This is a genomic window from Pseudomonas chlororaphis subsp. piscium (assembly GCF_003850345.1).
Taxonomy (GTDB): Bacteria; Pseudomonadota; Gammaproteobacteria; order Pseudomonadales; family Pseudomonadaceae; genus Aquipseudomonas; species Aquipseudomonas piscium.
Genome location: NZ_CP027707.1, coordinates 5,355,770 through 5,376,693 on the forward strand (window position 1 = coordinate 5,355,770; position 20,924 = coordinate 5,376,693).

18 protein-coding genes, 3 tRNA genes and 1 riboswitch are annotated in these 20,924 nt (G+C 61.4%); of the genes, 1 reads left to right on the forward strand and 20 read right to left on the reverse strand.

The genetic code is table 11. The features are described from left to right. Window positions 1-325 precede the first annotated feature (325 nt). The 7 genes from C4K38_RS24060 to ltaE all read right to left on the reverse strand — a co-directional run bounded on the left by C4K38_RS24060 (window position 326) and on the right by ltaE (window position 6,299). Window positions 326-402 (reverse strand) — tRNA-Arg (locus C4K38_RS24060). A gap of 72 nt (window positions 403-474) precedes the next feature. Then, window positions 475-551, reverse strand: a tRNA-Arg gene (locus C4K38_RS24065). 107 nt (window positions 552-658) lie between these two features. Beyond that, window positions 659-749: transfer RNA gene (locus C4K38_RS24070), tRNA-Ser, on the reverse strand. A gap of 62 nt (window positions 750-811) precedes the next feature. Continuing rightward, the gene (csrA, locus tag C4K38_RS24075; RefSeq protein WP_002554426.1) at window positions 812-1,000 is read right to left on the reverse strand and encodes a carbon storage regulator CsrA; all 189 of its coding nucleotides are present in this window, start codon (window positions 998-1,000) and stop codon (window positions 812-814) included. Between the two features lie 185 nt (window positions 1,001-1,185). Further along, window positions 1,186-2,427, reverse strand: a complete 1,242-nt coding sequence (locus tag C4K38_RS24080; RefSeq protein WP_007921569.1) for an aspartate kinase — start codon at window positions 2,425-2,427, stop codon at window positions 1,186-1,188. Window positions 2,428-2,523: 96 nt separating this feature from the next. Beyond that, entirely contained in the window at window positions 2,524-5,148 is a 2,625-nt protein-coding gene (gene alaS / locus C4K38_RS24085) for an alanine--tRNA ligase (RefSeq protein WP_053280478.1), read from the reverse strand. A 146-nt stretch (window positions 5,149-5,294) separates the two neighbouring features. After that, window positions 5,295-6,299: a low-specificity L-threonine aldolase gene (gene ltaE, locus C4K38_RS24090; protein WP_053280479.1), complete on the reverse strand. Its 1,005-nt coding sequence runs from the start codon at window positions 6,297-6,299 to the stop codon at window positions 5,295-5,297. A gap of 211 nt (window positions 6,300-6,510) precedes the next feature. Beyond that, window positions 6,511-6,682, forward strand: a riboswitch (FMN riboswitch). Window positions 6,683-6,804: 122 nt separating this feature from the next. On the opposite strand from ltaE, the gene C4K38_RS24095 reads away from it, so the two are divergent. Next, entirely contained in the window at window positions 6,805-7,311 is a 507-nt protein-coding gene (locus C4K38_RS24095; RefSeq protein ID WP_025805741.1) for a 6,7-dimethyl-8-ribityllumazine synthase, read from the forward strand. 97 nt (window positions 7,312-7,408) lie between these two features. Here the strand turns inward: C4K38_RS24095 and astE are convergent, their stop codons facing one another. The 13 genes from astE to C4K38_RS24160 form a co-directional block, all read right to left on the reverse strand. After that, window positions 7,409-8,419 (reverse strand): succinylglutamate desuccinylase, encoded by a 1,011-nt coding sequence (astE, locus tag C4K38_RS24100; RefSeq protein ID WP_016702532.1) that lies wholly within the window; start codon window positions 8,417-8,419, stop codon window positions 7,409-7,411. A gap of 13 nt (window positions 8,420-8,432) precedes the next feature. Then, entirely contained in the window at window positions 8,433-8,720 is a 288-nt protein-coding gene (locus C4K38_RS24105; RefSeq protein ID WP_007921560.1) for a hypothetical protein, read from the reverse strand. A gap of 63 nt (window positions 8,721-8,783) precedes the next feature. Next, on the reverse strand, window positions 8,784-10,130 hold the full coding sequence (gene astB / locus C4K38_RS24110) for an N-succinylarginine dihydrolase (protein ID WP_053280480.1): 1,347 nt from the start codon (window positions 10,128-10,130) through the stop codon (window positions 8,784-8,786). A 129-nt stretch (window positions 10,131-10,259) separates the two neighbouring features. After that, window positions 10,260-11,729, reverse strand: coding sequence for a succinylglutamate-semialdehyde dehydrogenase (gene astD / locus C4K38_RS24115; protein WP_164487049.1), 1,470 nt, complete (start codon window positions 11,727-11,729; stop codon window positions 10,260-10,262). Further along, on the reverse strand, window positions 11,726-12,751 hold the full coding sequence (astA, locus tag C4K38_RS24120) for an arginine N-succinyltransferase (protein ID WP_053280482.1): 1,026 nt from the start codon (window positions 12,749-12,751) through the stop codon (window positions 11,726-11,728). Before astA ends, astD begins: the two co-directional genes overlap by 4 nt. Window positions 12,752-12,805: 54 nt before the next feature. Beyond that, the gene (aruF, locus tag C4K38_RS24125) at window positions 12,806-13,825 is read right to left on the reverse strand and encodes an arginine/ornithine succinyltransferase subunit alpha (RefSeq protein ID WP_053280483.1); all 1,020 of its coding nucleotides are present in this window, start codon (window positions 13,823-13,825) and stop codon (window positions 12,806-12,808) included. A gap of 133 nt (window positions 13,826-13,958) precedes the next feature. Next, window positions 13,959-15,179, reverse strand: coding sequence for an aspartate aminotransferase family protein (locus C4K38_RS24130; RefSeq protein ID WP_009050325.1), 1,221 nt, complete (start codon window positions 15,177-15,179; stop codon window positions 13,959-13,961). 327 nt (window positions 15,180-15,506) lie between these two features. Further along, complete coding sequence (gene argR, locus C4K38_RS24135) at window positions 15,507-16,487, reverse strand: transcriptional regulator ArgR (protein WP_053280484.1); 981 nt, start codon at window positions 16,485-16,487, stop codon at window positions 15,507-15,509. A gap of 113 nt (window positions 16,488-16,600) precedes the next feature. Next, a complete protein-coding gene (locus tag C4K38_RS24140) occupies window positions 16,601-17,365 on the reverse strand; it encodes an ABC transporter ATP-binding protein (RefSeq protein WP_007921545.1) in 765 nt (254 codons plus the stop codon). Between the two features lie 23 nt (window positions 17,366-17,388). Then, window positions 17,389-18,501, reverse strand: a complete 1,113-nt coding sequence (locus C4K38_RS24145; RefSeq protein ID WP_053280485.1) for a succinylglutamate desuccinylase/aspartoacylase family protein — start codon at window positions 18,499-18,501, stop codon at window positions 17,389-17,391. Between the two features lies 1 nt (window position 18,502). Continuing rightward, entirely contained in the window at window positions 18,503-19,201 is a 699-nt protein-coding gene (locus tag C4K38_RS24150) for an ABC transporter permease (RefSeq protein ID WP_025805751.1), read from the reverse strand. Next, a complete protein-coding gene (locus tag C4K38_RS24155; RefSeq protein ID WP_007921541.1) occupies window positions 19,198-19,887 on the reverse strand; it encodes an ABC transporter permease in 690 nt (229 codons plus the stop codon). Before C4K38_RS24155 ends, C4K38_RS24150 begins: the two co-directional genes overlap by 4 nt. 91 nt (window positions 19,888-19,978) lie before the next feature. Next, window positions 19,979-20,755, reverse strand: a complete 777-nt coding sequence (locus tag C4K38_RS24160) for an ABC transporter substrate-binding protein (protein ID WP_025805752.1) — start codon at window positions 20,753-20,755, stop codon at window positions 19,979-19,981. Window positions 20,756-20,924 lie beyond the last annotated feature (169 nt).

Below are 20,924 nucleotides of genomic sequence, written 5' to 3' on the forward strand. Positions count from 1 at the left end.
CTTGACGGCTTTAAACGTTAAAAAATCATGGCAAGAACAAGCGCTTGCGGCGCAAAGCTGAAGAAGCGCTGAATCTATAAAGCTGCGACGCACCATCCGAAAAAGAAAACACACCCCAGACGAAAAAACTGCATCCGGGACTCGCCCCTGCTATCAATTCACAATTGCCGGGAGCTTTCGAAAGACCGCATCAAAAAAGACAGGTACACGCTGAATACGACGCCAGGATGATCGCGACGTTCAAAGAGAGGAATCAATAAAGAAGGGAGAAAACCCAAATGACAGAAAGCAAAAAGCCCGCAATGAATGCGGGCTTCTTGGTATATGGTGCACTCGACAGGATTCGAACCTGTGACCGCTCGGTTCGTAGCCGAGTACTCTATCCAGCTGAGCTACGAGTGCAATTTGTGTTTTTAGACCAGACCACAACTGGTTGAAGCCAAGTTATCCGCATTACTGCAAACAACTCTTAAATGGTGCACTCGACAGGATTCGAACCTGTGACCGCTCGGTTCGTAGCCGAGTACTCTATCCAGCTGAGCTACGAGTGCATTTGTTGCCGCGCATTATAGGCCGTTAAATCTTTTTGTAAAGCACTTTTTCTAGTAATTTCAACAACTTACAGAAGAAGCCAGATTACAACGAACTAAGTAAATAATGGCGGAGAACGGGGGATTCGAACCCCCGACACCCTTTTGAGGTGTACTCCCTTAGCAGGGGAGCGCCTTCGGCCACTCGGCCAGCTCTCCGCAACACGGGGCGTATATTAACCAGCTTTCTCCCCGTTTGCAAACAAAAAAAACGATAAAAATTAATGGCTTGGTTCTTCGTCCTTCTCTTTCTTTATCCGCAGGTAAATTTCTTCACGGTGCACCGCTACCTCTTTAGGGGCGTTAACACCGATACGCACTTGATTTCCTTTGACGCCAAGCACGGTCACAGTGATTTCGCCATCACCAATAATCAGGCTTTCTGCGCACCGACGAGTCAGAATCAGCATACCTTTCTCCTCACGCATTTCATTTCAGGGACAACAGTCTGCAAAAAAAAGGGTATCGACCTACAACCAGGACGGCCGTAGCCCTACACGCCTAAGTATTGACTAGCGCGAGCAAAAGAACAGTTTTCTGTCACGCCGATCAAAAAAACAAAGGGCGCGGTATACCGCGCCCTTCGGGCAACGCATCACTCGCCCTGTCGGGCCGGAGCGTCCAGTTCGAAAGCCGTGTGCAGAGCGCGCACGGCCAGTTCCAGGTACTTCTCTTCAATCACCACGGAAACCTTGATTTCCGAGGTCGAGATCATCTGGATGTTGATGCTTTCCTTGGCCAGCGCTTCGAACATGCGGCTGGCAACGCCCGCGTGGGAACGCATGCCGACACCAACGATCGAGACCTTGGCAATCTTGGTGTCGCCCACCACTTCCCGGGCGCCGATTTCACGGGCAGTGTTTTCCAGCACTTGCTGGGCTGCCAGATAATCGTTGCGGTGCACGGTGAAGGTGAAGTCGGTGGTGTTATCGTGCGAAACGTTCTGCACGATCATATCGACTTCAATGTTCGCGGCGCTGATCGGGCCGAGAATCTTGAAGGCCACGCCGGGAGTGTCTGGCACGCCACGGATGGTCAGCTTGGCTTCATCGCGGTTAAAAGCGATGCCGGAAATGATCGGCTGTTCCATGGATTCCTCTTCATCAATAGTAATGAGGGTACCCGGACCCTCCTTGAAGCTGTGCAGTACGCGCAGCGGAACGTTGTACTTGCCGGCGAACTCGACCGCGCGGATCTGCAGCACCTTGGAACCCAGGCTGGCCATTTCCAGCATTTCTTCGAAGGTGATCTTGTCCAGGCGCTGGGCCACGGACACCACGCGCGGATCGGTGGTGTAGACGCCGTCGACATCGGTGTAGATCTGGCATTCGTCAGCCTTCAGGGCTGCCGCCAGCGCCACGCCGGTGGTGTCGGAACCGCCACGACCGAGGGTCGTGATGTTGCCGTGCTCGTCAACGCCCTGGAAACCGGCGACCACAACCACGCGACCAGCCTTCAGGTCACCGCGAATTTTCTGATCGTCGATCTGCAATATGCGCGCTTTATTGTGCGCGCTATCGGTCAGAATCCGCACCTGGTTGCCGGTATAGGAGACTGCCGGCACGCCGCGCTTGATCAGCGCCATGGCCAGCAGTGCGATCGTCACCTGCTCACCGGTGGAAACGATCACGTCCAGCTCGCGAGGAACCGGCTGACCGTCGCCGCTGATTTGCTTGGCAAGGTCGATCAGACGGTTGGTTTCGCCGCTCATGGCCGACAGTACAACCACCAGGTCGTCACCGGCTTCGCGGAATTTTTTCACCTTGTCGGCGACCTGCTCGATTCTTTCGACGGAACCGACCGAGGTACCTCCAAATTTCTGTACGATCAAAGCCATTTCTAAGCCGCCTCAGCCCGTAAAGGGGCGCCCATTAATCAATCAAACTGCGCAGCTCCAAAGCCCGCCACTAGACGACGGGCTCGGCTTGGAACCTTAAATCCCCTGCTCGACAAACGGAACGGTCAGGGCCAGCGCGGCATCCAGCGCAGCGGCATCGACGCCACCGCCCTGCGCCATGTCCGGACGACCACCGCCCTTCCCGCCCACTGCCGCAGCGGCTTGCTTCATCAAATCACCGGCTTTGAGTTGGCCAGTCAGGTCCTTGGTTACGCCCGCAACCAGTACGACCTTTTCCTCATGGACACTGCCGAGCAGGATCACTGCGCGACCGAGTTTGTTTTTCAACTGATCGACCAGCGCCAACAGCGCCTTGCCATCCTGACCGTCCAGGCGCGCCGCCAGCACTTTCGCGCCTTTGACGTCCAGCGCCTGCGCCGACAGGTCGTCGCCAGCGGCACTGGCCGCCTTGGCCTGCAGCTGCTCGAGCTGCTTCTCCAGCAGGCGGTTGCGCTCCAGCACGGCCGACAGCTTGTCGATCAGGTTGTCACGGCTACCCTTGACCAGGATCGCCGCTTCCTTGAGTTGCTCTTCCGCAGCGTTCAGGTACGCCAGTGCCGCGGCACCGGTGACTGCTTCGATACGACGTACGCCCGAGGCCACGCCGCCTTCGCTGATGATTTTCAGCAGGCCGATATCGCCGGTACGGTTGGCGTGAATACCGCCACACAGTTCAACGGAGAAGTCACCGCCCATGCTCAGTACACGCACGCTGTCGCCGTACTTCTCGCCGAACAGCGCCATGGCGCCCTTCTGCTTGGCGGTGTCGATATCGGTTTCTTCGGTTTCCACCGCGGTGTTCTTGCGAATCTCGGCGTTGACGATGTCTTCCAGGGCCTTGATCTGCTCAGGCTTGATCGCTTCGAAGTGGCTGAAGTCGAAACGCAGGCGCTGACTGTCCACCAACGAGCCCTTCTGCTGCACATGCTCGCCCAGCACCTGGCGCAGAGCGGCGTGCAGCAAGTGGGTAGCCGAGTGGTTCAGCGAAGTGGCGTGACGCACTTCGGCATCAACCTGGGTTTGCACCGGAGCGCCAACGGTCAGGCTGCCACTGGCCAATACGCCGTGATGCAGGAAAGCACCGCCGGTCTTGGTGGTATCGCGCACGTCGAAACGCGCGTTACCCGCTTGCAGGTAACCGCAGTCGCCAATCTGGCCGCCCGACTCAGCGTAGAACGGTGTCTGGTCGAGAATGACCACGCCCTCTTCGCCTTCGCTCAGCACGTCGACCGATTGTCCTTCCTTATAAAGGGCAACCACCTTGGCCGAACCGCTGGTGGTGTAGTAACCGGTGAACTCGGTAGCCACATCGACCTTGACCAAGCTGTTGTAGTCCATGCCGAAGGAGCTGGCGGAACGGGCACGTACGCGCTGGGCTTCCATCTCGCGCTCGAAACCTTCCTCATCGAGGGTCAGGCTGCGCTCACGGGCGATGTCGCCGGTCAGGTCCATCGGGAAACCGTAGGTGTCATACAGTTTGAACACCACATCGCCCGGCACCACAGTGCCTTTGAGCTCAGCCAGGTCCTGCTCGAGGATCTTCAGGCCCTGCTCCAGAGTCTTGGCGAACTGCTCTTCTTCAGCTTTCAGCACGCGCTCGATATGCGCCTGCTGGGATTTCAGTTCCGGGAAGGCTTCGCCCATCTCGGCGACCAGCGCGGCCACGATCTGATAGAAGAAGCTGCCCTTGGCGCCCAACTTGTTGCCGTGACGGCAAGCGCGGCGAATGATGCGACGCAGGACATAACCGCGACCTTCGTTGGAAGGCAGCACACCGTCAGCGATCAGGAAGCCGCAAGAACGGATGTGGTCGGCCACGACTTTCAGCGACGCCTGGGCGTCGTTGGTGCAACCGATGGCCTTGGCCGCCGCGTTCAGCAGGCTCTGGAACAGGTCGATTTCATAGTTCGAGTGAACGTGCTGCAGGACCGCACTGATCCGCTCCAGGCCCATGCCAGTGTCCACCGACGGCGCTGGCAACGGATGCAACACGCCATCGGCGGTGCGGTTGAACTGCATGAACACGTTGTTCCAGATTTCGATGTAACGGTCGCCATCCTCTTCCGGCGAGCCAGGTGGGCCGCCCCAGATGTCGGCGCCGTGATCGTAGAAAATCTCGGTGCAAGGACCGCATGGGCCGGTATCGCCCATGGTCCAGAAGTTGTCGGAGGCGTAGGGCGCGCCCTTGTTGTCGCCGATACGGACCATGCGCTCGGCCGGAACCCCGACTTCCTTGGTCCAGATGTCATAGGCCTCGTCATCGCTGGCGTAGACGGTGACCCAGAGCTTTTCTTTCGGCAGGTTCAGCCACTTGTCGGACGTCAGGAAAGTCCAGGCAAAGGTGATGGCGTCACGCTTGAAGTAATCGCCAAAGCTGAAGTTGCCCAGCATTTCGAAGAAAGTGTGGTGACGGGCGGTGTAACCGACGTTTTCCAGGTCGTTGTGCTTGCCGCCGGCGCGCACGCATTTCTGGCTGCTTACAGCGCGGGTGTAGGCGCGCTTTTCCTGGCCCAGGAAGCAGTCCTTGAACTGGTTCATCCCCGCGTTGGTGAACAGCAGGGTTGGGTCGTTGCCCGGAATCAAAGAGCTGGAGGCTACACGGGTGTGGCCTTGCTCTTCGAAGAAGCGAAGGAAGGCTTCACGGATTTCTGCGCTTTTCATTAGGTTCTTCCACGGAGACTGCGGCCAAAGGCCTGTGCGAAACGTCATCAGACGAAACGACGGCAAAGGGCCGCATTATATCGGCCCTGAGCTTGGGGTACAGCGTGTTTATACGATAGAGACGGTCAATTGGACGGCTAACACTGTCAGTTGCGGGAAAAATCGATAAAAGTCCCGATGACTTGCTCGATTTGTGCACGACTGACGTCCATATGAGTGACCATCCGCAGCCGCGATGCGGCGCTCAGCCTGATCCCACGCTCGCCGGCGAAGGCCTTGAGGGCCTCTGCCCTGTCGCCCATCGCCACATAGACCATGTTGGTCTGCACCGGCTCGACCTCATAGCCCGCCTCACGCAACCCCTCGGCCAGCAACTGGGCATTGGCATGGTCGTCGGCCAGGCGCGTTACATGATGATCGAGTGCGTACAAGCCCGCCGCGGCCAGGATCCCGGCCTGGCGCATGCCGCCCCCGACCATCTTGCGCAGGCGTCGGGCCTTGCCGATCAGCTCCGCCGAACCGCACAGCACCGAGCCCACCGGTGCGCCCAGGCCCTTGGACAGGCACACCGAGACCGAATCGAAGTGCTGGGTAATCTGCCGCGCATCGACACCCAGCTTGACCGCCGCGTTGTACAAGCGCGCGCCGTCCAGGTGCAGGGCCAGGCCATGCTCGCGGGTAAAGGCCCGGGCCTGCGCCAGATAGCTCAACGGCAGCACCTTGCCCTGCATGGTGTTTTCCAGCGCCAGCAGGCGGGTACAGGCAAAGTGGAAATCATCCGGCTTGATCGCCGCGGCGACCTGGGCCAGGTCCAGCGAGCCGTCGGCCTGGACTTCCAGCGGCTGGGGCTGGATCGAACCCAGCACCGCCGCCCCGCCGCCCTCGTACTTATAGGTATGCGCCTGCTGGCCGACGATGTATTCGTCGCCACGCCCACAATGGGCCATCAAGCCCAGCAGGTTGCTCATGGTCCCCGTTGGCACGAACAGCGCCTCGGCGAATCCGAGGCGCTGCGCCAGTTCGGCTTCCAGGCGGTTGACCGTTGGATCTTCGCCGTAGACGTCATCGCCCGTGGCCGCTGTGGCCATTGCCTCCAGCATGCCTGCCGTGGGTTGGGTAACGGTGTCACTGCGAAGATCGATAACGCTCATGAATCAGGCCTCGGCAAAGGGACGCGAACGTCGCTGCGAATAAGGAAATTCTTTCGAACTGAATTACTACGGGCACAACCGCGATTTATCAAGGCCCGCTCGGGAAAAGCCCGTCGACGGGCAGGAAAAACCGATGCTTATCATCCAAAAGCCGCAATGCATCGCCGAAAAATATGTGTTACAAACTCACCGCCGCCGCAAAGCCCGGTGGCAACGTTCTCAGGGCGGGGTGTAATTCCCCACCGGCGGTAATTGCGCGCAATGCGCATAGCCCGCGAGCGCTTGGCGACAGACACCGCTTCGGCGGCGAATGACGGCAAGGTCAGCAGACCCGGTGTGATCCCGGGGCCGACGGTCATAGTCCGGATGAAGAGAGAACGGGATTGGCGCCAAAGGGCCGTCCACAGACCTGCGCGCGACTGCTTGTGCGCCTGGCCCGTACGTACCCTTAAATCCCTTTCGATTCATAACGCCCTGTTTTTCACACAAACAGGAGTCAGAACAGATGCAACCCACCGCAATCGATAGCAAAAGCAAACAACATCACGGCGAACGCGTGGCGTTTATCCAGGCCTGCTGGCACAAGGAAATCGTCGACCAGAGCCGCAAAGGTTTCGTCAGCGAGATGCTCGCCCAGGGTTATCAGGAAACCGATATCGACTTCTTCGAAGTCGGCGGCGCCTTTGAAATTCCACTGCACGCCAAGCTGCTGGCCAAGTCCGGCCGTTATGCCGGCATCGTCGCCGCGGGCCTGGTGGTGGACGGCGGCATCTACCGCCACGAGTTCGTCGCCCAGTCAGTGATCAGCGGCCTGATGCAGGTCCAGCTGGAAACCGAAGTGCCAGTGTTCTCGGTGGTCTTGACCCCGCACCACTTCCACGCCGGCGAAGAACATCAGAAGTTCTTCTTCGAGCATTTCGTGCACAAGGGCCAGGAAGCGGCGAAGACCTGCGCCGATACCCTGCACAAGACTCGCGCCCTGCGCCGTCATGAGCAGCGGGTAGCGGTGTAAGCGTCAGACGCTGAAAGCAAAATCGCGAGCCAGCTCGCTCCTACAGGGATCGAGCTGGCTCGCGATGTTTTTGTAGCCGCTGCCTCGGGCCGTGATATCAGGCCAGGCCGTCAGCCGTGGTCGGCACGATCAGGATCCCGGCACGCAGGCCGTTTTTCACCTTGGGGTTGGGGAAAATGATCCGCGCGCCCTCCTCCTCGACTATCCAGCGGGTCTGGGCAATGTCGTCGGCCAGCAGGTAACCCACTTCCAGTTCGGAGAAATTCTCGATATCCGCCGGCAGATGCAGGTGGAAGGTATCGCTGTGCTTGATGATTTCCCGAGCGACGCTGAACAGCTGCAAGCCATCCAGCTTCTCCTCCGCCATGGGCGGTTCGCGGCCTTCGATGATCTGCTTGAGGCGGGTTTCCAGACGCTCGACATTCACCCCCTGGTTCTGCCCAAACGGCCGGGCCTTGCCCAGTTCCAGGGTGAAAGACTCGGCGTCCAGCTTGTCGTAGGTATAGGAGCTGAACACGATGGACGGCTTGTTCTGCAGCAGCACCGCCTCCATGCCCGCGGCCCGCAGGCGCACCAGCTCCCGGCGCGAGTGCTGGCGACCTTCCTTCCACGGATACAGGGCGAACTGTTCGATCTTCGAACCGCGGATCGCCGTGTGCAGGTCGTAGTGCAGGCGGGTACGGTCCGGCAGGCTGAAGAAACTCGCCGCCAGGCGCTCCAGCTCGCAGGCGCGCAAGGCTTCGTTGCCACTGCTTTGTTCGTGACGGCCGTTGAACAGCCGGTTGATGTCCTGCTCGATGAAACGCTCGCCGCGGCGCATGGCCTCGGGGTTGCCGAACAGAAACAGAATGCGTGCGCACGGCTTGAGGTCGCCGCGGGCGATGTCGTGCAACAGACGGTCGAGCAACTCGATCGGTGCCGTCTCGTTGCCGTGGATGCCGGCCGACAGCAGCAGGTCCATGCCATTGTCACGTGCCTGAGGTGGCCGGACTTCCAGCGCACCTTCGCTCAGCCAGCGCATCCGCACGCCGTCGACAGTCAGTTGAGTCTTCTCCGCCGGTTCACGACCGGCGAGGGTCAGTTCAAGCAGTTTGCCGAGGGCGAGCATAGAACGTTATTCCTTAATGGTCGTGCTGACAGTCAGGGCCGTGCACGTGATCGTCGTCACCAGCGTCGGCCGGTTCCATTTCCAGTTGCAGACTTACCAGATTAGTCGCCAATGGACGCAACAGCAGGTTGGCGTACTCTTCGTCGCCTTCCTCGACGTCCACGCCGATCAGCAGTTGGCCGCGGCCGTCCTGCTGGATCCACAGTTCCTTGCCTTGCCACATCACGGCAACGCGGGTGCAGGAAGTTTCCAGTTGAGTGCCGTCGGTGTCTTCAAGGATCAGCTGCAGGGTATCGCTCATTTATTACGCTCTCATCTGGAGGTAAAGCGGCGCGCCTGGATCAGCGGACTCAGGCGCGGGCTTTTAATTGATCTGGAATGGATAAACCGCGCCCAGTTTAAGGATTTGCGTCAGTTCATCCAGTGCCGTCCGGCACTCAAGCAGCAATTGCGGGTCCGCCAGATCGTTTTCGCTCAGGCGGTCGCGGTAGTGCTTGTCGACCCACTGGGTCAGCGTGCCGTACAACGGCGCGGTCATGATAACCCCTGGGTTGACCGCCGCCAGTTCGGTTTGGTTGAGCGCGACCCGTAGCCGCAGGCACGCCGGGCCACCGCCGTTCTGCATGCTCTGCTTGAGGTCGAAGACTTTCACTTCGCGAATAAGGCCGCCGGAGCTGGTCAGGCCTTGCAGGTACTGCCAGACGCGCTCGTTGCCGCGGCACTCTTCCGGCACGATCAGCAGCATCGAGCCATCGGCGCGGGACAGCAGCTGGCTGTTGAACAGGTAGGAGCGCACCGCGTCTTCCACCGTGACCTGCGAGCGCGGCACGCAGATCGACTGGAAGTTGCCGCCACGCTTGCCCAGCTTGGCCTGCAGCTCGGCGAGCATCTTGTCGGTCTCGAGGAACGCGTCCTCGTGGTAGAACAGCACTTCGCCGTTCCCCACCGCGATCACATCGTTATGAAACACGCCCTGGTCGATCACCGACGGGTTCTGCTGGGCATACACCACACCGTCGTCGCTCAGGCCGTGCAGCCGGGCGACGGCCTGCGAGGCTTCCAGGGTCTGGCGCGCCGGGTACTTCTGCGGTGCCGGGTAGCGGGTATCGAAGGCGCTGCGACCGAAGACGAAGAACTCGACACCGGCCTGGCCATAGTCACGGCAGAAACGAGTGTGGTTGGCCGCGCCTTCATCGCCGAACTGCGCCACCGCCGGCAGCGCCGCGTGATGGGCGAAGTGCTTCTGGTCGGCGAACATCGCCCCCAGTACGCGACTGGTGGTCGGGTGTTCGATGCTGCGGTGATATTTGCAGTTCAGGTTGGCGGCGGTGAAATGCACGCGACCATCAGCGGTGTCGGCGCTCGGGCTGACCGTGGCGGCGTTGGCCACCCACATGCTCGACGCCGAGCAACTGGCGACCAGCAGCGGCATCGCATCCTTGGCGGCGCGCTCGATGACCTGCGCATCGCTGCCGGAAAACCCCAGGCGACGCAGGGCGGCCACATCCGGGCGTTCCTGTGGCGCCAGCACGCCTTGCTGGAAACCCATTTCCATCAGCGCTTTCATTTTCGCCAGGCCCTGCAGCGCGGCTTCCTTGGGGTTGGAAGACTGCTGGCTGTTGCTCTGGGACGCGACGTTGCCGTAGGACAGGCCGCCGTAGTTATGGGTAGGCCCCACTAGACCGTCGAAATTGACTTCATAGGATTTCATCAGCGAGGCTCCACGAATCTGTTTTTTATATGTGACATCTGCAAGGCTGCGGCGACAGGGATCATCTCCTGTCACCGCGGCGCACTGCGACAAGGCCCGCAGGGCCTTCCAGCGCATTCAAACCACCTGTTACGACAGGCGTACACCCGGCGTCAGCGCGCTCGGCAAGGTCAGGCTCGCGGTTTCCAGCGACGCCACCGGGTACGCGCAGTAATCCGCCGCGTAATAGGCACTGGCGCGATGGTTACCGGAGGCGCCCACGCCGCCGAACGGCGCGCTGCTCGCGGCACCGGTCAGCTGCTTGTTCCAGTTGACGATGCCGGCCCGGCTTTCCAGCCAGAACTGCTGGTAACGCGCCTCGGAATCCGACAGCAGGCCCGCTGCCAGACCGTATTGGGTGTCGTTGGCTTCGGCGATCGCTGCTTCGAAATCGGCGTAGCGAATCACTTGCAGCAAAGGGCCGAACAGTTCTTCGTCCGGGCGCTCGGCCACGGCGGTCACGTCGAGAATGCCCGGGGTCAGCAGCGCGGCCTGATCCTGCGGCTGGGTCATTTCCAGCAACGCCACGGCGCCATTGGCCAACAGGTTTTCCTGGGCCTGCATCAGCGCGCGGGCAGCACCAAGGGAAATCACCGAGCCCATGAACGGCGCCGGCTGCTGGTCGAACGCACCGACCTCGATGGTCGAGCTGACCGCTACCAGGCGCTCCAGCAACTGGTCGCCCCAGGCGCCTTGCGGCACCAGCAGGCGGCGGGCGCAGGTGCAACGCTGGCCGGCGGAAATGAAGGCCGACTGAATGATGGTGTAGACCGCCGCGTCCAGGTCCGCGATCTGATCCACCACCAGCGGGTTGTTTCCGCCCATCTCCAGCGCGAGGATCTTGTCCGGACGGCCGGCGAACTGCTGGTGCAGGTGATTGCCAGTCCGGCTGGAGCCGGTGAAGAACAGACCGTCGATACCCGGATTGGCAGCCAGGGCGATACCGGTTTCCCGCGCGCCTTGCAGCAGGTTCAACACACCCGCCGGCAGGCCGGCTTCGATCCAGCACTTGACCGTCAGCTCGGCGACTTTCGGGGTCAGCTCGCTGGGCTTGAACAGCACGCTGTTACCCGCCAGCAGGGCAGGAACGATGTGGCCGTTAGGCAGATGGCCCGGGAAGTTGTACGGGCCGAACACCGCTACCACACCGTGAGGCTTGTGCCGCAGTACCGCGGTGGCGTCGCCCAGCGGGCCGCTCTTCTCGCCGGTACGCTCACGGTAGCTCTGCACCGAGATCGCGACCTTGTTGACCATGCTGGTCACTTCGGTGGCGGCTTCCCACAGCGGCTTGCCGGTTTCTTCACCGATGCAACGAGCCAGTTCGTCGGCATGGCTTTTCAGGCTGGCGGCAAAGGCTTCCAGCACCGCGATACGCTCGTCCAGCGAACGCTTGGCCCAGGCCGGGAATGCCTGGTGCGCGGCCTGCACCGCACTTTCAACCTGGGCGACGGTGGCACCGTTGCCCGACCACAGCACCTGCTGGGTCACCGGATTCAACGACTCAAAGGCTTCGCCCTGGCCTGGCAGCCATTGGCCTGCAATGTACAGCGTGTTCATTATTTCGACTCCCGGGAAGCAGACAGCGCAACGGCACGGACCTGATCGCCCGCATTGAGTTGCAGGCGTTTGGCGGTCAGCGCATCAACCACCAGGGTGCCCGACGCGAAGCGCGCGGGTGCGGCGGTGATCCGGCAGTCCTCGCGCTTGCGGTTGTGAATCAGGAAAGGCGTGGCGTCGTCGCCCGGGGTGCCGATGGCCAGCACCAGCGCCTGGCTGTCGCGCACCGCGCGGATCTTGGAGGTTTCACACTCCACTGCCGGGCCAGCGTCGAAGATGTCGACGTAACCCTGGTAGCTGAAACCCTCGCTCTTGAGCATGGCCAGCGCCGGCTCGGTATCGGTGTGCACCTTGCCAATCACATTGCGCGCGCCCTCGGAGAGGAAGCAGGTGTACAGCGGAAACTTCGGCATCAGCTCGGCGATGAACGCCTTGTTGCCCACGCCGGTCAGGTAGTCGGCCTGGCTGAATTCCATCTTGAAGAAGTGCCGGCCCAGGCTTTCCCAGAATGGCGAGCGCCCGGCTTTATCGGACATGCCACGCATCTCGGCGATGATCTTGTTGCCGAACAGCTGCGGGAATTCGGCAATGAACAGCATGCGCGCCTTGGCCAGCATGCGACCGTTGAGGCCGGTGCGGTAATCGGCGTGCAGGAACAGCGAGCACAGCTCGGAATTGCCGGTCAGGTCGTTGGCCAGGAACAGCGTCGGAATCTCGCGGTAGATGTTCAGCTCCTGGGAGGCGCTGACGGTCAGGCCGACCCGGAAGTTGTACCAGGGCTCACGCAGGCCGACCGCGCCGGCAATCGCGGAAATCCCCACCACGCGGCCGTTGTCGTCCTCGAGCACGAACAGATAATCCGCGTCGCCCCGCTCGGCTTCGCCACGGAAGGTCTTTTCCGCCCAGCCCACGCGGTGTTTCAGGCGCTCTTCGTTGGCCGGCAAGGTGGTAAGGCCGGTGCCGGTGCTGCGGGCCAGGTCGATCAGAGCGGGTAAGTCGCTGCTGCGTACGGGACGAACGATCATGCTATCTCCTCAGACGGGCGCCGCTGCCGGCCCCCGCGAAACTCGCTTAAGGCGTTAAACCGCCACCAGGCGCACGCTGGCACCTTCGCCGACGCCCAGGGCTTCGGCCGCTTGCAGATCCAGGGTCACCGGTTTGCCCGGCGCGTAATCCAGCTCCAGCATCACCGCTCGGTAATCCTGCAACTGCGCGTTGGCGACCAGGTACTGGCGTCCGCCGCCCTTGGCGAGCTCACCGATCTTCACCGGTACCACACGGCTCTGGGCGATCGAACGGATCCCCGAGACCCGGGCGTGCAGGGTCGGGCCACCGTCGAAGATGTCGATGTAATGGTCGGTCTCGAAGCCTTCGCGCATCAGGATGTCGAAGGTGATCTGCGCCCGCGGGTGCACCTGGCCCATGGCTTCCTGCGCGGCATCCGGCAGCAGCGGCACATAGATCGGGTAGTGCGGCATCAGTTCGGCGAGGAAGGTGCGGCTTTTCAGCCCGCACAGACGCTCGGCGGCGGCGTAGTTGAGGTCGAAGAAGTTGCGGCCGATGGCGTCCCAGAACGGCGAGTCGCCGTTTTCGTCGCTGTAGCCGACGATCTCGGTCACCACCGAATCGGCGAAACGCTCCGGGTGGCTGGCGACGAACAGCAGGCGACCGCGGGAATTGAGTTCCGACCACGGCGAACCCACCAGCTCCGGGACCACATAGAAGCTGGTCAGCAGGCTATTGCCGGTCAGGTCGTGGCACTGGGAAAGCACGTGGATCTTGTTGTGGATCTTCAGCTCGCGGGAGGCGTGCACGAAGGTCTCGTTACGGAAGCTGTAGAACGGCTCGGAGTAACCGGCCGAGGCGACGATGGCCGAGCAACCGACCAGCTTGCCGGCTTCGGTGTCCTCGAGGACGAAGAAGTAGCTCTCCTCGCCATTGAAGCTCACCTCGGCGGCGAACGAAGCCTCGCTTGCCGCGATCTTGTCGCTCAGGCGTTCCACGTCATCCGGCAAGGAAGTGACACCAATCGGGCTGTCCGCAGCCAGACGCTGTACCTCGCCCAGATCAGCCATTTGCGCGGGGCGCATCACCAGCATGGTGTCACTCCTTACTCGAAACAGGCCGGCCAGGAGGCCGACTCAGGGAAAAAAATGCCGGGACAGCCCGGCACCGAAAATTAGGCTCGGCGCTTGCCCTGAAGACAAGCGCCGAGGAGTACCGCGGCCCGAATCAGGCCTGGGTCAGCTTGGCTACCGCGCGCTCGAAGCGCTGCAGGCCTTCTTCGATGTCCGCTTCCTCGACCACCAGGCTCGGGGCGAAACGCACCACGTCCGGACCGGCCTGGAGGATCATCAGGTTTTCTTTTTCAGCGGCGTTGAACACGTCCTTGGCCTTGCCTTTCCAGGCATCGCTGAGCACGCAACCGAGCAGCAGGCCCAGGCCACGCACTTCGGTGAACAGGCCGTACTTCTCGCCGATCTGCTGCAGACGGGTCTTGAAGCGATCGTGCTTGGCCTTCACGCCGTTCAGCACTTCGGGCGTGTTGATCACGTCGATCACCGCGCCGGCCACCGCGCACGCCAGCGGGTTGCCGCCGTAGGTGGTACCGTGGGTACCGACCACCAGGTGCTTGGCCAGCGCCTCGGTGGTCAGCATCGCAGCGATCGGGAAACCGCCGCCCAGGCTCTTGGCGCTGGTCAGGATGTCCGGGGTCACGCCGTAGTGCATATAGGCGAACAGCTCGCCGCTGCGGCCCATGCCGGTCTGCACTTCGTCGAACACCAGCAGCGCGTTGTGCGCGTCGCACAGCTCGCGGGCGCCTTGCAGGTAAGCCTTCTCGGCTGGCAACACACCGCCTTCGCCCTGGATCGGCTCCAGTACCACCGCGCAGGTCTTGTCCGAAATCGCTGCTTTCAATGCCGCCAGATCGTTGTAAGGAACGTGGGTGATACCGGTGATTTTAGGACCGAAGCCGTCGGAGTACTTCGACTGGCCGCCCACGTTCACGGTGAACAGGGTGCGACCGTGGAAGCTGTTGAGGGCAGCGATGATTTCGTATTTTTCCGCGCCGAAACGGTCGAAAGCGACACGACGGGCCAGCTTGAAGGCGGCCTCGTTGGCTTCGGCGCCGGAGTTGCAGAAGAACGCGCGCTCGGCAAAGGTGGCGTCGACCAGCTTGTGGGCCAGACGCAGGGCCGGCTCGTTGGTGAAGACGTTGGATACGTGCCACAACTTGTTGGCTTGTTCGGTCAGTGCGGCGACCAGCGCCGGATGGGCGTGGCCCAGTACGTTGACCGCGATCCCGCCGGCAAAGTCGATCAGCTCTCGGCCCGACTGATCCCAGACTCGGGAGCCCGCGCCACGCACAGGAATGAAGGCCGCAGGTGCATAGTTGGGAACCATGACCTGATCGAAATCGGCGCGTTGCACCGGAGCTTGCTCAACGGACATCGGAGTCTCCTGAAGAGGAACGCCTGCCTGAAACTGGCGAGCGATGGGGGGATTGTAAGGACAGTTTTCTGCCCGGCCTTGTCGCCAAGCGACAACTTCTTATAGCGCCAACCCCGGTTTTACGCGGGTTTACGGCAATGCGACAAATAGCGTCGCAAAGGCGCAGTTTAAACTGCTGGAGGCTTTAACGGCAGGATTGGACAAGGGATTTACGCCCGGCGTGACGACGCCATCGCGAGCAAGCTTCGCTCCTACACGGAACTCATTCTTCCGTAGGAGCGAAGCTTGCTCGCGATAGCAATTTGACAGGTAAAACGAAGAGGCGAATCAACCGCGCTCGGAAGGCACCGAAGACAGCTCGAACGGGCTGCTGCTGCGACGCTGGTTGCGGTCTTCCCGCGGCGTGGCGCCGAAGAAGTTGCGGTAGGCGCTGGAGAAATGCGGGCCCGAGGAGAAACCGCAGGACAGGCCGATCTGGATGATCGACTTGCTGGTCTGCATCAGCATCTGCCGCGCCTTGTTCAGGCGCAGTTCCAGGTAGTACTGGCTCGGCACGCGATTGAGGTATTGCTTGAAGATCCGCTCCAGTTGCCGACGCGAGACGCACACATGCTGGGCGATTTCGTCGGTGGTCAGCGGCTCCTCGATATTGGCCTCCATCAGCAGCACCGCCTGGGTCAGCTTCGGGTGGCTGGAGCCCAGGCGGTTCTGCAATGGAATGCGCTGGCGCTCGCCGCCTTCGCGGATACGCTCCACCACCAATTCTTCCGAGACCGCGCCGGCCAGCTCCGCGCCGTGGTCACGAGCCAGCACCGCCAGCAACAGATCCAGCACCGACATCCCGCCGCACGCCGTCAGGCGATCGCGATCCCAATCGAACAGGTGGCTGGTGGCGATGACCTTGGGGAAACGCTCGGCAAAATCGTCCTGCCAGCGCCAGTGCACCGCAGCCCGATAACCGTCGAGAAAACCCAGCTGCGCCAGGGGATACACACCGGCGGACAAACCGCCGATCACACAGCCGGCACGCACCAGTTGCTTGAGCGCGCTGCTCAGGGCCGGTGCCAGGGTGGCAGGCGGCTCATCGGCCAGCAGGAACAGTTTCTGGCAGCCTTCGAGCTTGCCCGACCAAGGCTCGCCCGGCAGTTGCCAGGCGCCTTCGGCCGGCGCTTCGGCCTGCAGGAAGGCCAGTTCGTAGACCACTTCCGGATGCACGCGCTGAGCGACACGCAAGGCCTCCTCGGCCAGCGCCAGCGTCAAGGCTTTAGTGCTGGGCCAAATCAGGAAACCAATTCGATGGGCAGTCATGGCGGGCAATCCGAAACGAAACAGTGTTAGAGGCCAAAGGCGGCTGCAACCAAATTAGACCATCTGGCGCGCGGTGCGCAGCATGACCTAATTTGGTGCATTACGGGAGTGATTTACTTCAGGCTGCCCGAGAGGAATTGTTGCAAACGTTCCGATTGCGGATTGACCAGCACTTCGCGCGGATTGCCGCTCTCTTCCACCAGGCCCTTGTGCAGGAATATCAGCTGGTTCGAGACTTCACGGGCAAAGCCCATTTCGTGGGTCACCACCACCATGGTCCGGCCTTCCTGGGCCAGGGCCTGCATCACTTTCAGCACGTCGCCCACCAGCTCGGGGTCGAGCGCCGAAGTCGGTTCGTCGAACAGCATGACTTCAGGCTCCATCGCCAGCGCACGGGCGATCGCCACACGCTGCTGCTCACCACCGGACATATGGCCCGGGTAGGCATCCTTGCGATGCGCCACGCCAACCTTGGCCAGGTAGTGCTCGGCCTTTTCACGGGCCTCGGCCTTGGGCACACCGAGTACATGCACCGGCGCTTCCATGATGTTTTCGATAGCGGTCATGTGCGACCACAGGTTGAAGTGCTGGAACACCATCGACAGGCGCGAACGCATGCGTTGCAGCTGTTTTGGATCCGCCGCCTTCAGCGCGCCGTCCTTGTTCGCCACCAGCTTCAACTCTTCGTTGTTCAGCAGGATCTTGCCGGCGTGCGGCTGCTCCAGCAGGTTGATGCAGCGCAGGAAGGTGGATTTGCCGGAGCCACTGGAGCCGATGATGCTGATCACATCGCCAGCCGCCGCTTTCAGGGACACGCCCTTGAGCACTTCGTGACTGCCATAGCGTTTATGCAGGTCTTGGACTTCAAGTTTGTACATGCTGTCGGTTCTCACAAAAGCAGTCAGTCGTTGAGCAAGCGCCCGTGCCGCAGCGCTTCGCGCCCCGCCACCTTGGCCAGCCAGAAACCGGGTTGGGCGTAACGCAGCCGCTCAACGGCGAACAACACGCCGCTGGTGCCAGCACACAGGGTGCTGACCCGATCGGATAAGGGATCAATCACTTCAAAAATCGGCTCGCCCTTCTCCACCCAGCTACCGGCCGGACGCAGAAAACTCACCACGCCGGGATGCGGCGCAAACAACAATTCGGTTCCTTCGAAAGGCATGGCTTCACACGCTTCATGCTGCGCCGCCGGCCACTCGCCCGCAATCAGTCCTTGCTCGGCGAGGAACGCCAGGATGCCATCAGCGTGCGCCTCCGCTTGCGGGCGACCGGTGTCGGCCTGACCGCCCAGCTCGAGGGTGGTCGCCAGGCAGGCCAGCGGGATCTGCGCCTGCGGGAACTGGCGCGACAGACGCAACCAGGGCAGCGAACAGGCTTCGTCGAACGAGCTGCCGCCGGAATCTTCCGCCAGCAGGCCAACACGCACATTCAGATGGGCCGCCAGGGAACGCCACTGCGGCCAATGCTGCGGCAAGGCGTACATATGCAGCGCCGCTTCCGTATCGCAGTGCAGGTCCAGCACCACGTCCGCGGTGCAGGCGTGGCTCAGGAGAATGCGCTGCATGCCTTGCAGCTGGCTCGATGGCGCCGGCAGTTCGGCCAGCACATCGCTCATGGCCTGGCGAATCATCTGGATATTGGCGTGCGGATCATCTCCCAGGCACCCTTCCAGACGGGCCGCGACCGGCGCGCTCAGCTCGACGAAATCACGGTTGAAGTTCTTGCCGCTGCCGGCCTCGAACCGCCCCTGGTGATTGCCTTGCAACAGCTGGCCCAGGCCCATCGGGTTGGCCACCGGCACCAGTTCGATCACGCCATTCAGCGCGCCCTGGGCTTCCAGTTCGGCCAGGCGCTTTTTCAGCTCCCAGGCAGTGCGCATCCCAGGCAGTTCGTCCGCATGCAGGCTGGCCTGGATATAGGCCTTGCGCTCGCCGTGGCCGAAACGGAACACCGAGATCTGCCGCTCGCTGCCCAGGTGGCTCCACGGCAATGCGTGGTCAATGCGTTCCATATCAGTGCTTCCGCGGCGCCAGGTAGCGCAGCCAGCGGCCTTCGGCCAGCTTGAACAGGCGCACCAGGATAAAGGTCAGGCACAGGTAGAACACGCCGGCGGTGATGTAGGCCTCGAACGGCAGGTAGTACTGCGCGTTGACCGTACGGGCCGCACCGGTGATGTCGATCAGAGTCACGATGGAGGCCAGACTGGTGGTCTGCAGCATCATGATCACTTCGTTGCTGTACTGCGGCAGCGCCCGGCGCAGGGCCGACGGCAGCAGGATGCGGGCATACATCTTGTAGCGCGACATGCCCATGGCCTTGGCCGCCTCGATCTCACCGTTCGGCGTGGCCTTGAGGCTGCCGGCGATGATTTCCGCGGTGTAGGCGCTGGTGTTGATGGCGAACGCCAGGCAGGCACAGAAGGTCGCGCTGGACAGCCATGGCCAGAGGAAGCTCTGACGCACCACATCGAACTGCGCCAGGCCGTAGTAGATCAGGAACAGCTGCACCAGCATCGGCGTGCCGCGGATCACGTAGGTATAGAGCCAGGCGCTCAGGTTGACGATCGGCTGCTTGGACACCCGCATCAGTCCCAGAGGCAGCGCCACCAGCAGACCGAAGAACAGCGACAGGGCCAAGAGTTTCAGGGTGGTCAGCAAGCCACTGAAATACAGCGGCAAGGCCTCATAGATGACGTTGTAGTCGAAGATCATAGATCAGCCGCCCTTACGCCTACCGAGTAGCGCTTCTCAAGGTGACGCAATGCCAGCAACGAGACACTGGTGATCACCAGGTACATCGCCGCCACCGCGAGGAAGAAGGTGAAAGGCTCGCGGGTGGCGTCAGCCGCCTGCTTGGCCTTGAACATCATGTCTTGCAGGCCCACCACCGAAATCAGCGCGGTGGCCTTGGTCAGTACCAGCCAGTTGTTGGTGAAGCCTGGAATCGCCAGACGGATCATCTGCGGCACCAGCACCCGGAAGAACACCTGGAAGCTGTTCATGCCGTAGGCCATGCCCGCTTCCGCCTGCCCCTTGGGAATCGCCATGAAGGCACCGCGGAAGGTTTCCGACAGGTAGGCACCGAAGATGAAGCCCAGGGTGCCGATACCGGCAGCCAACGGGTTCAGATCGATGTAGTCGTCGTAACCCAGCATGGGCGCGACACGGTTGAGCAGGTCCTGGCCGCCGTAGAAGATCAGCAGGATCAGCACCAGGTCGGGAATCCCGCGGATCACCGTGGAATACAGGTCGCCCAGCCACGCCAGCCAGCGCACCGGCGAGAGGCGCAGTGCGACCCCGATCAGACCCAGAACGATGGCCAGGGCCATGGACGACAAGGCAAGCTGAAGCGTCAGCCAAGCGCCATCGAGGATGACAGCCCCGTAGCCTTTCAACATGATTCAGGTCCTCGAAAATTGGGATGAAAAAATGGCGCAAACTTCAGAGATTCTGCTGCTTGCGCCATCTCGGACTTGCTGACTCGACGTTTTACTTGCCGTAAATGTCGAAGTCGAAGTACTTGTCCTGGATTTGCTTGTACTTGCCGTTCTCGCGAATGGCAGCGATAGCACTGGTGATCTTGTCTTTCAGCGCATCGCCCTTGCGTACGGCGATACCCACGCCGTCGCCGAAGTATTTGGTGTCGGTGAACGCCGGGCCGACGAAGGCGAAGCCTTTGCCGGCGTCGGTTTTCAGGAAGCCGTCATTCAACAGGGTAGCGTCTGCCACGGTGCCGTCGAGGCGACCGGCCGCCACGTCCAGGTAGATCTCGTTCTGCGAGCCGTATGGCTTGATCTCGGCACCCAGCGGAGCCAGTACTTCACGGGCGAAACGCTCGTGGATCGAACCGCGCTGCACGCCGATGTTCTTGCCCTTGAGCTCGGCCAGACCGTCGCTGACCTGGGTACCGGCCTTCATGACCAGACGCGCAGGGGTGTTGTAGTACTTGCCGGTGAAGTCCACGGACTTCTTGCGGTCGTCGGTGATCGACATGGACGACAGGATCGCATCGATCTTGCGCACCTTGAGTGCAGGGATCAGGCCGTCGAACTCCTGCTCGACCCACACGCACTTGACCTTCATTTCTTCGCACAGGGCGTTGCCGATGTCGTAGTCGAAACCGACGATGCTGCCGTCCGGAGCCTTGGAGGCGAATGGAGGGTAAGCCGCTTCGATACCAATTTTCAGAGGCTTTTCATCGGCGAACGTCGGCAGGGAAAGCACGGAGGACAGTGCCAGGGCGCCAAGAAGCACGAGTTTCTTCATCTTAGGACTCCATCGGTAAAGAGCGAAAACGGCAGAGTGAGCGACAGCCCAATATGCGAATGGGTGGAACCTGATAGCGGTGCTGCGTCCTTGAGGACCTGGCCATGAACCCCATGCGGGTTCCTCGGCAGGCAACGACGAGCGAGTGATCGGCATTCTAACGACAGGC

Bases quoted from the DNA above. Each gene is read 5' to 3' on its own strand.
- csrA (WP_002554426.1), bottom strand. From the start codon at position 1,000: ATGCTGATTCTGACTCGTCGGTGCGCAGAAAGCCTGATTATTGGTGAT.
- C4K38_RS24080 (WP_007921569.1), bottom strand. From the start codon at position 2,427: ATGGCTTTGATCGTACAGAAATTTGGAGGTACCTCGGTCGGTTCCGTC.
- alaS (WP_053280478.1), bottom strand. From the start codon at position 5,148: ATGAAAAGCGCAGAAATCCGTGAAGCCTTCCTTCGCTTCTTCGAAGAG.
- ltaE (WP_053280479.1), bottom strand. From the start codon at position 6,299: ATGAGCGTTATCGATCTTCGCAGTGACACCGTTACCCAACCCACGGCA.
- C4K38_RS24095 (WP_025805741.1), top strand. From the start codon at position 6,805: ATGCAACCCACCGCAATCGATAGCAAAAGCAAACAACATCACGGCGAA.
- astE (WP_016702532.1), bottom strand. From the start codon at position 8,419: ATGCTCGCCCTCGGCAAACTGCTTGAACTGACCCTCGCCGGTCGTGAA.
- C4K38_RS24105 (WP_007921560.1), bottom strand. From the start codon at position 8,720: ATGAGCGATACCCTGCAGCTGATCCTTGAAGACACCGACGGCACTCAA.
- astB (WP_053280480.1), bottom strand. From the start codon at position 10,130: ATGAAATCCTATGAAGTCAATTTCGACGGTCTAGTGGGGCCTACCCAT.
- astA (WP_053280482.1), bottom strand. From the start codon at position 12,751: ATGATCGTTCGTCCCGTACGCAGCAGCGACTTACCCGCTCTGATCGAC.
- aruF (WP_053280483.1), bottom strand. From the start codon at position 13,825: ATGCTGGTGATGCGCCCCGCGCAAATGGCTGATCTGGGCGAGGTACAG.
- C4K38_RS24130 (WP_009050325.1), bottom strand. From the start codon at position 15,179: ATGTCCGTTGAGCAAGCTCCGGTGCAACGCGCCGATTTCGATCAGGTC.
- argR (WP_053280484.1), bottom strand. From the start codon at position 16,487: ATGACTGCCCATCGAATTGGTTTCCTGATTTGGCCCAGCACTAAAGCC.
- C4K38_RS24140 (WP_007921545.1), bottom strand. From the start codon at position 17,365: ATGTACAAACTTGAAGTCCAAGACCTGCATAAACGCTATGGCAGTCAC.
- C4K38_RS24145 (WP_053280485.1), bottom strand. From the start codon at position 18,501: ATGGAACGCATTGACCACGCATTGCCGTGGAGCCACCTGGGCAGCGAG.
- C4K38_RS24150 (WP_025805751.1), bottom strand. From the start codon at position 19,201: ATGATCTTCGACTACAACGTCATCTATGAGGCCTTGCCGCTGTATTTC.
- C4K38_RS24155 (WP_007921541.1), bottom strand. From the start codon at position 19,887: ATGTTGAAAGGCTACGGGGCTGTCATCCTCGATGGCGCTTGGCTGACG.
- C4K38_RS24160 (WP_025805752.1), bottom strand. From the start codon at position 20,755: ATGAAGAAACTCGTGCTTCTTGGCGCCCTGGCACTGTCCTCCGTGCTT.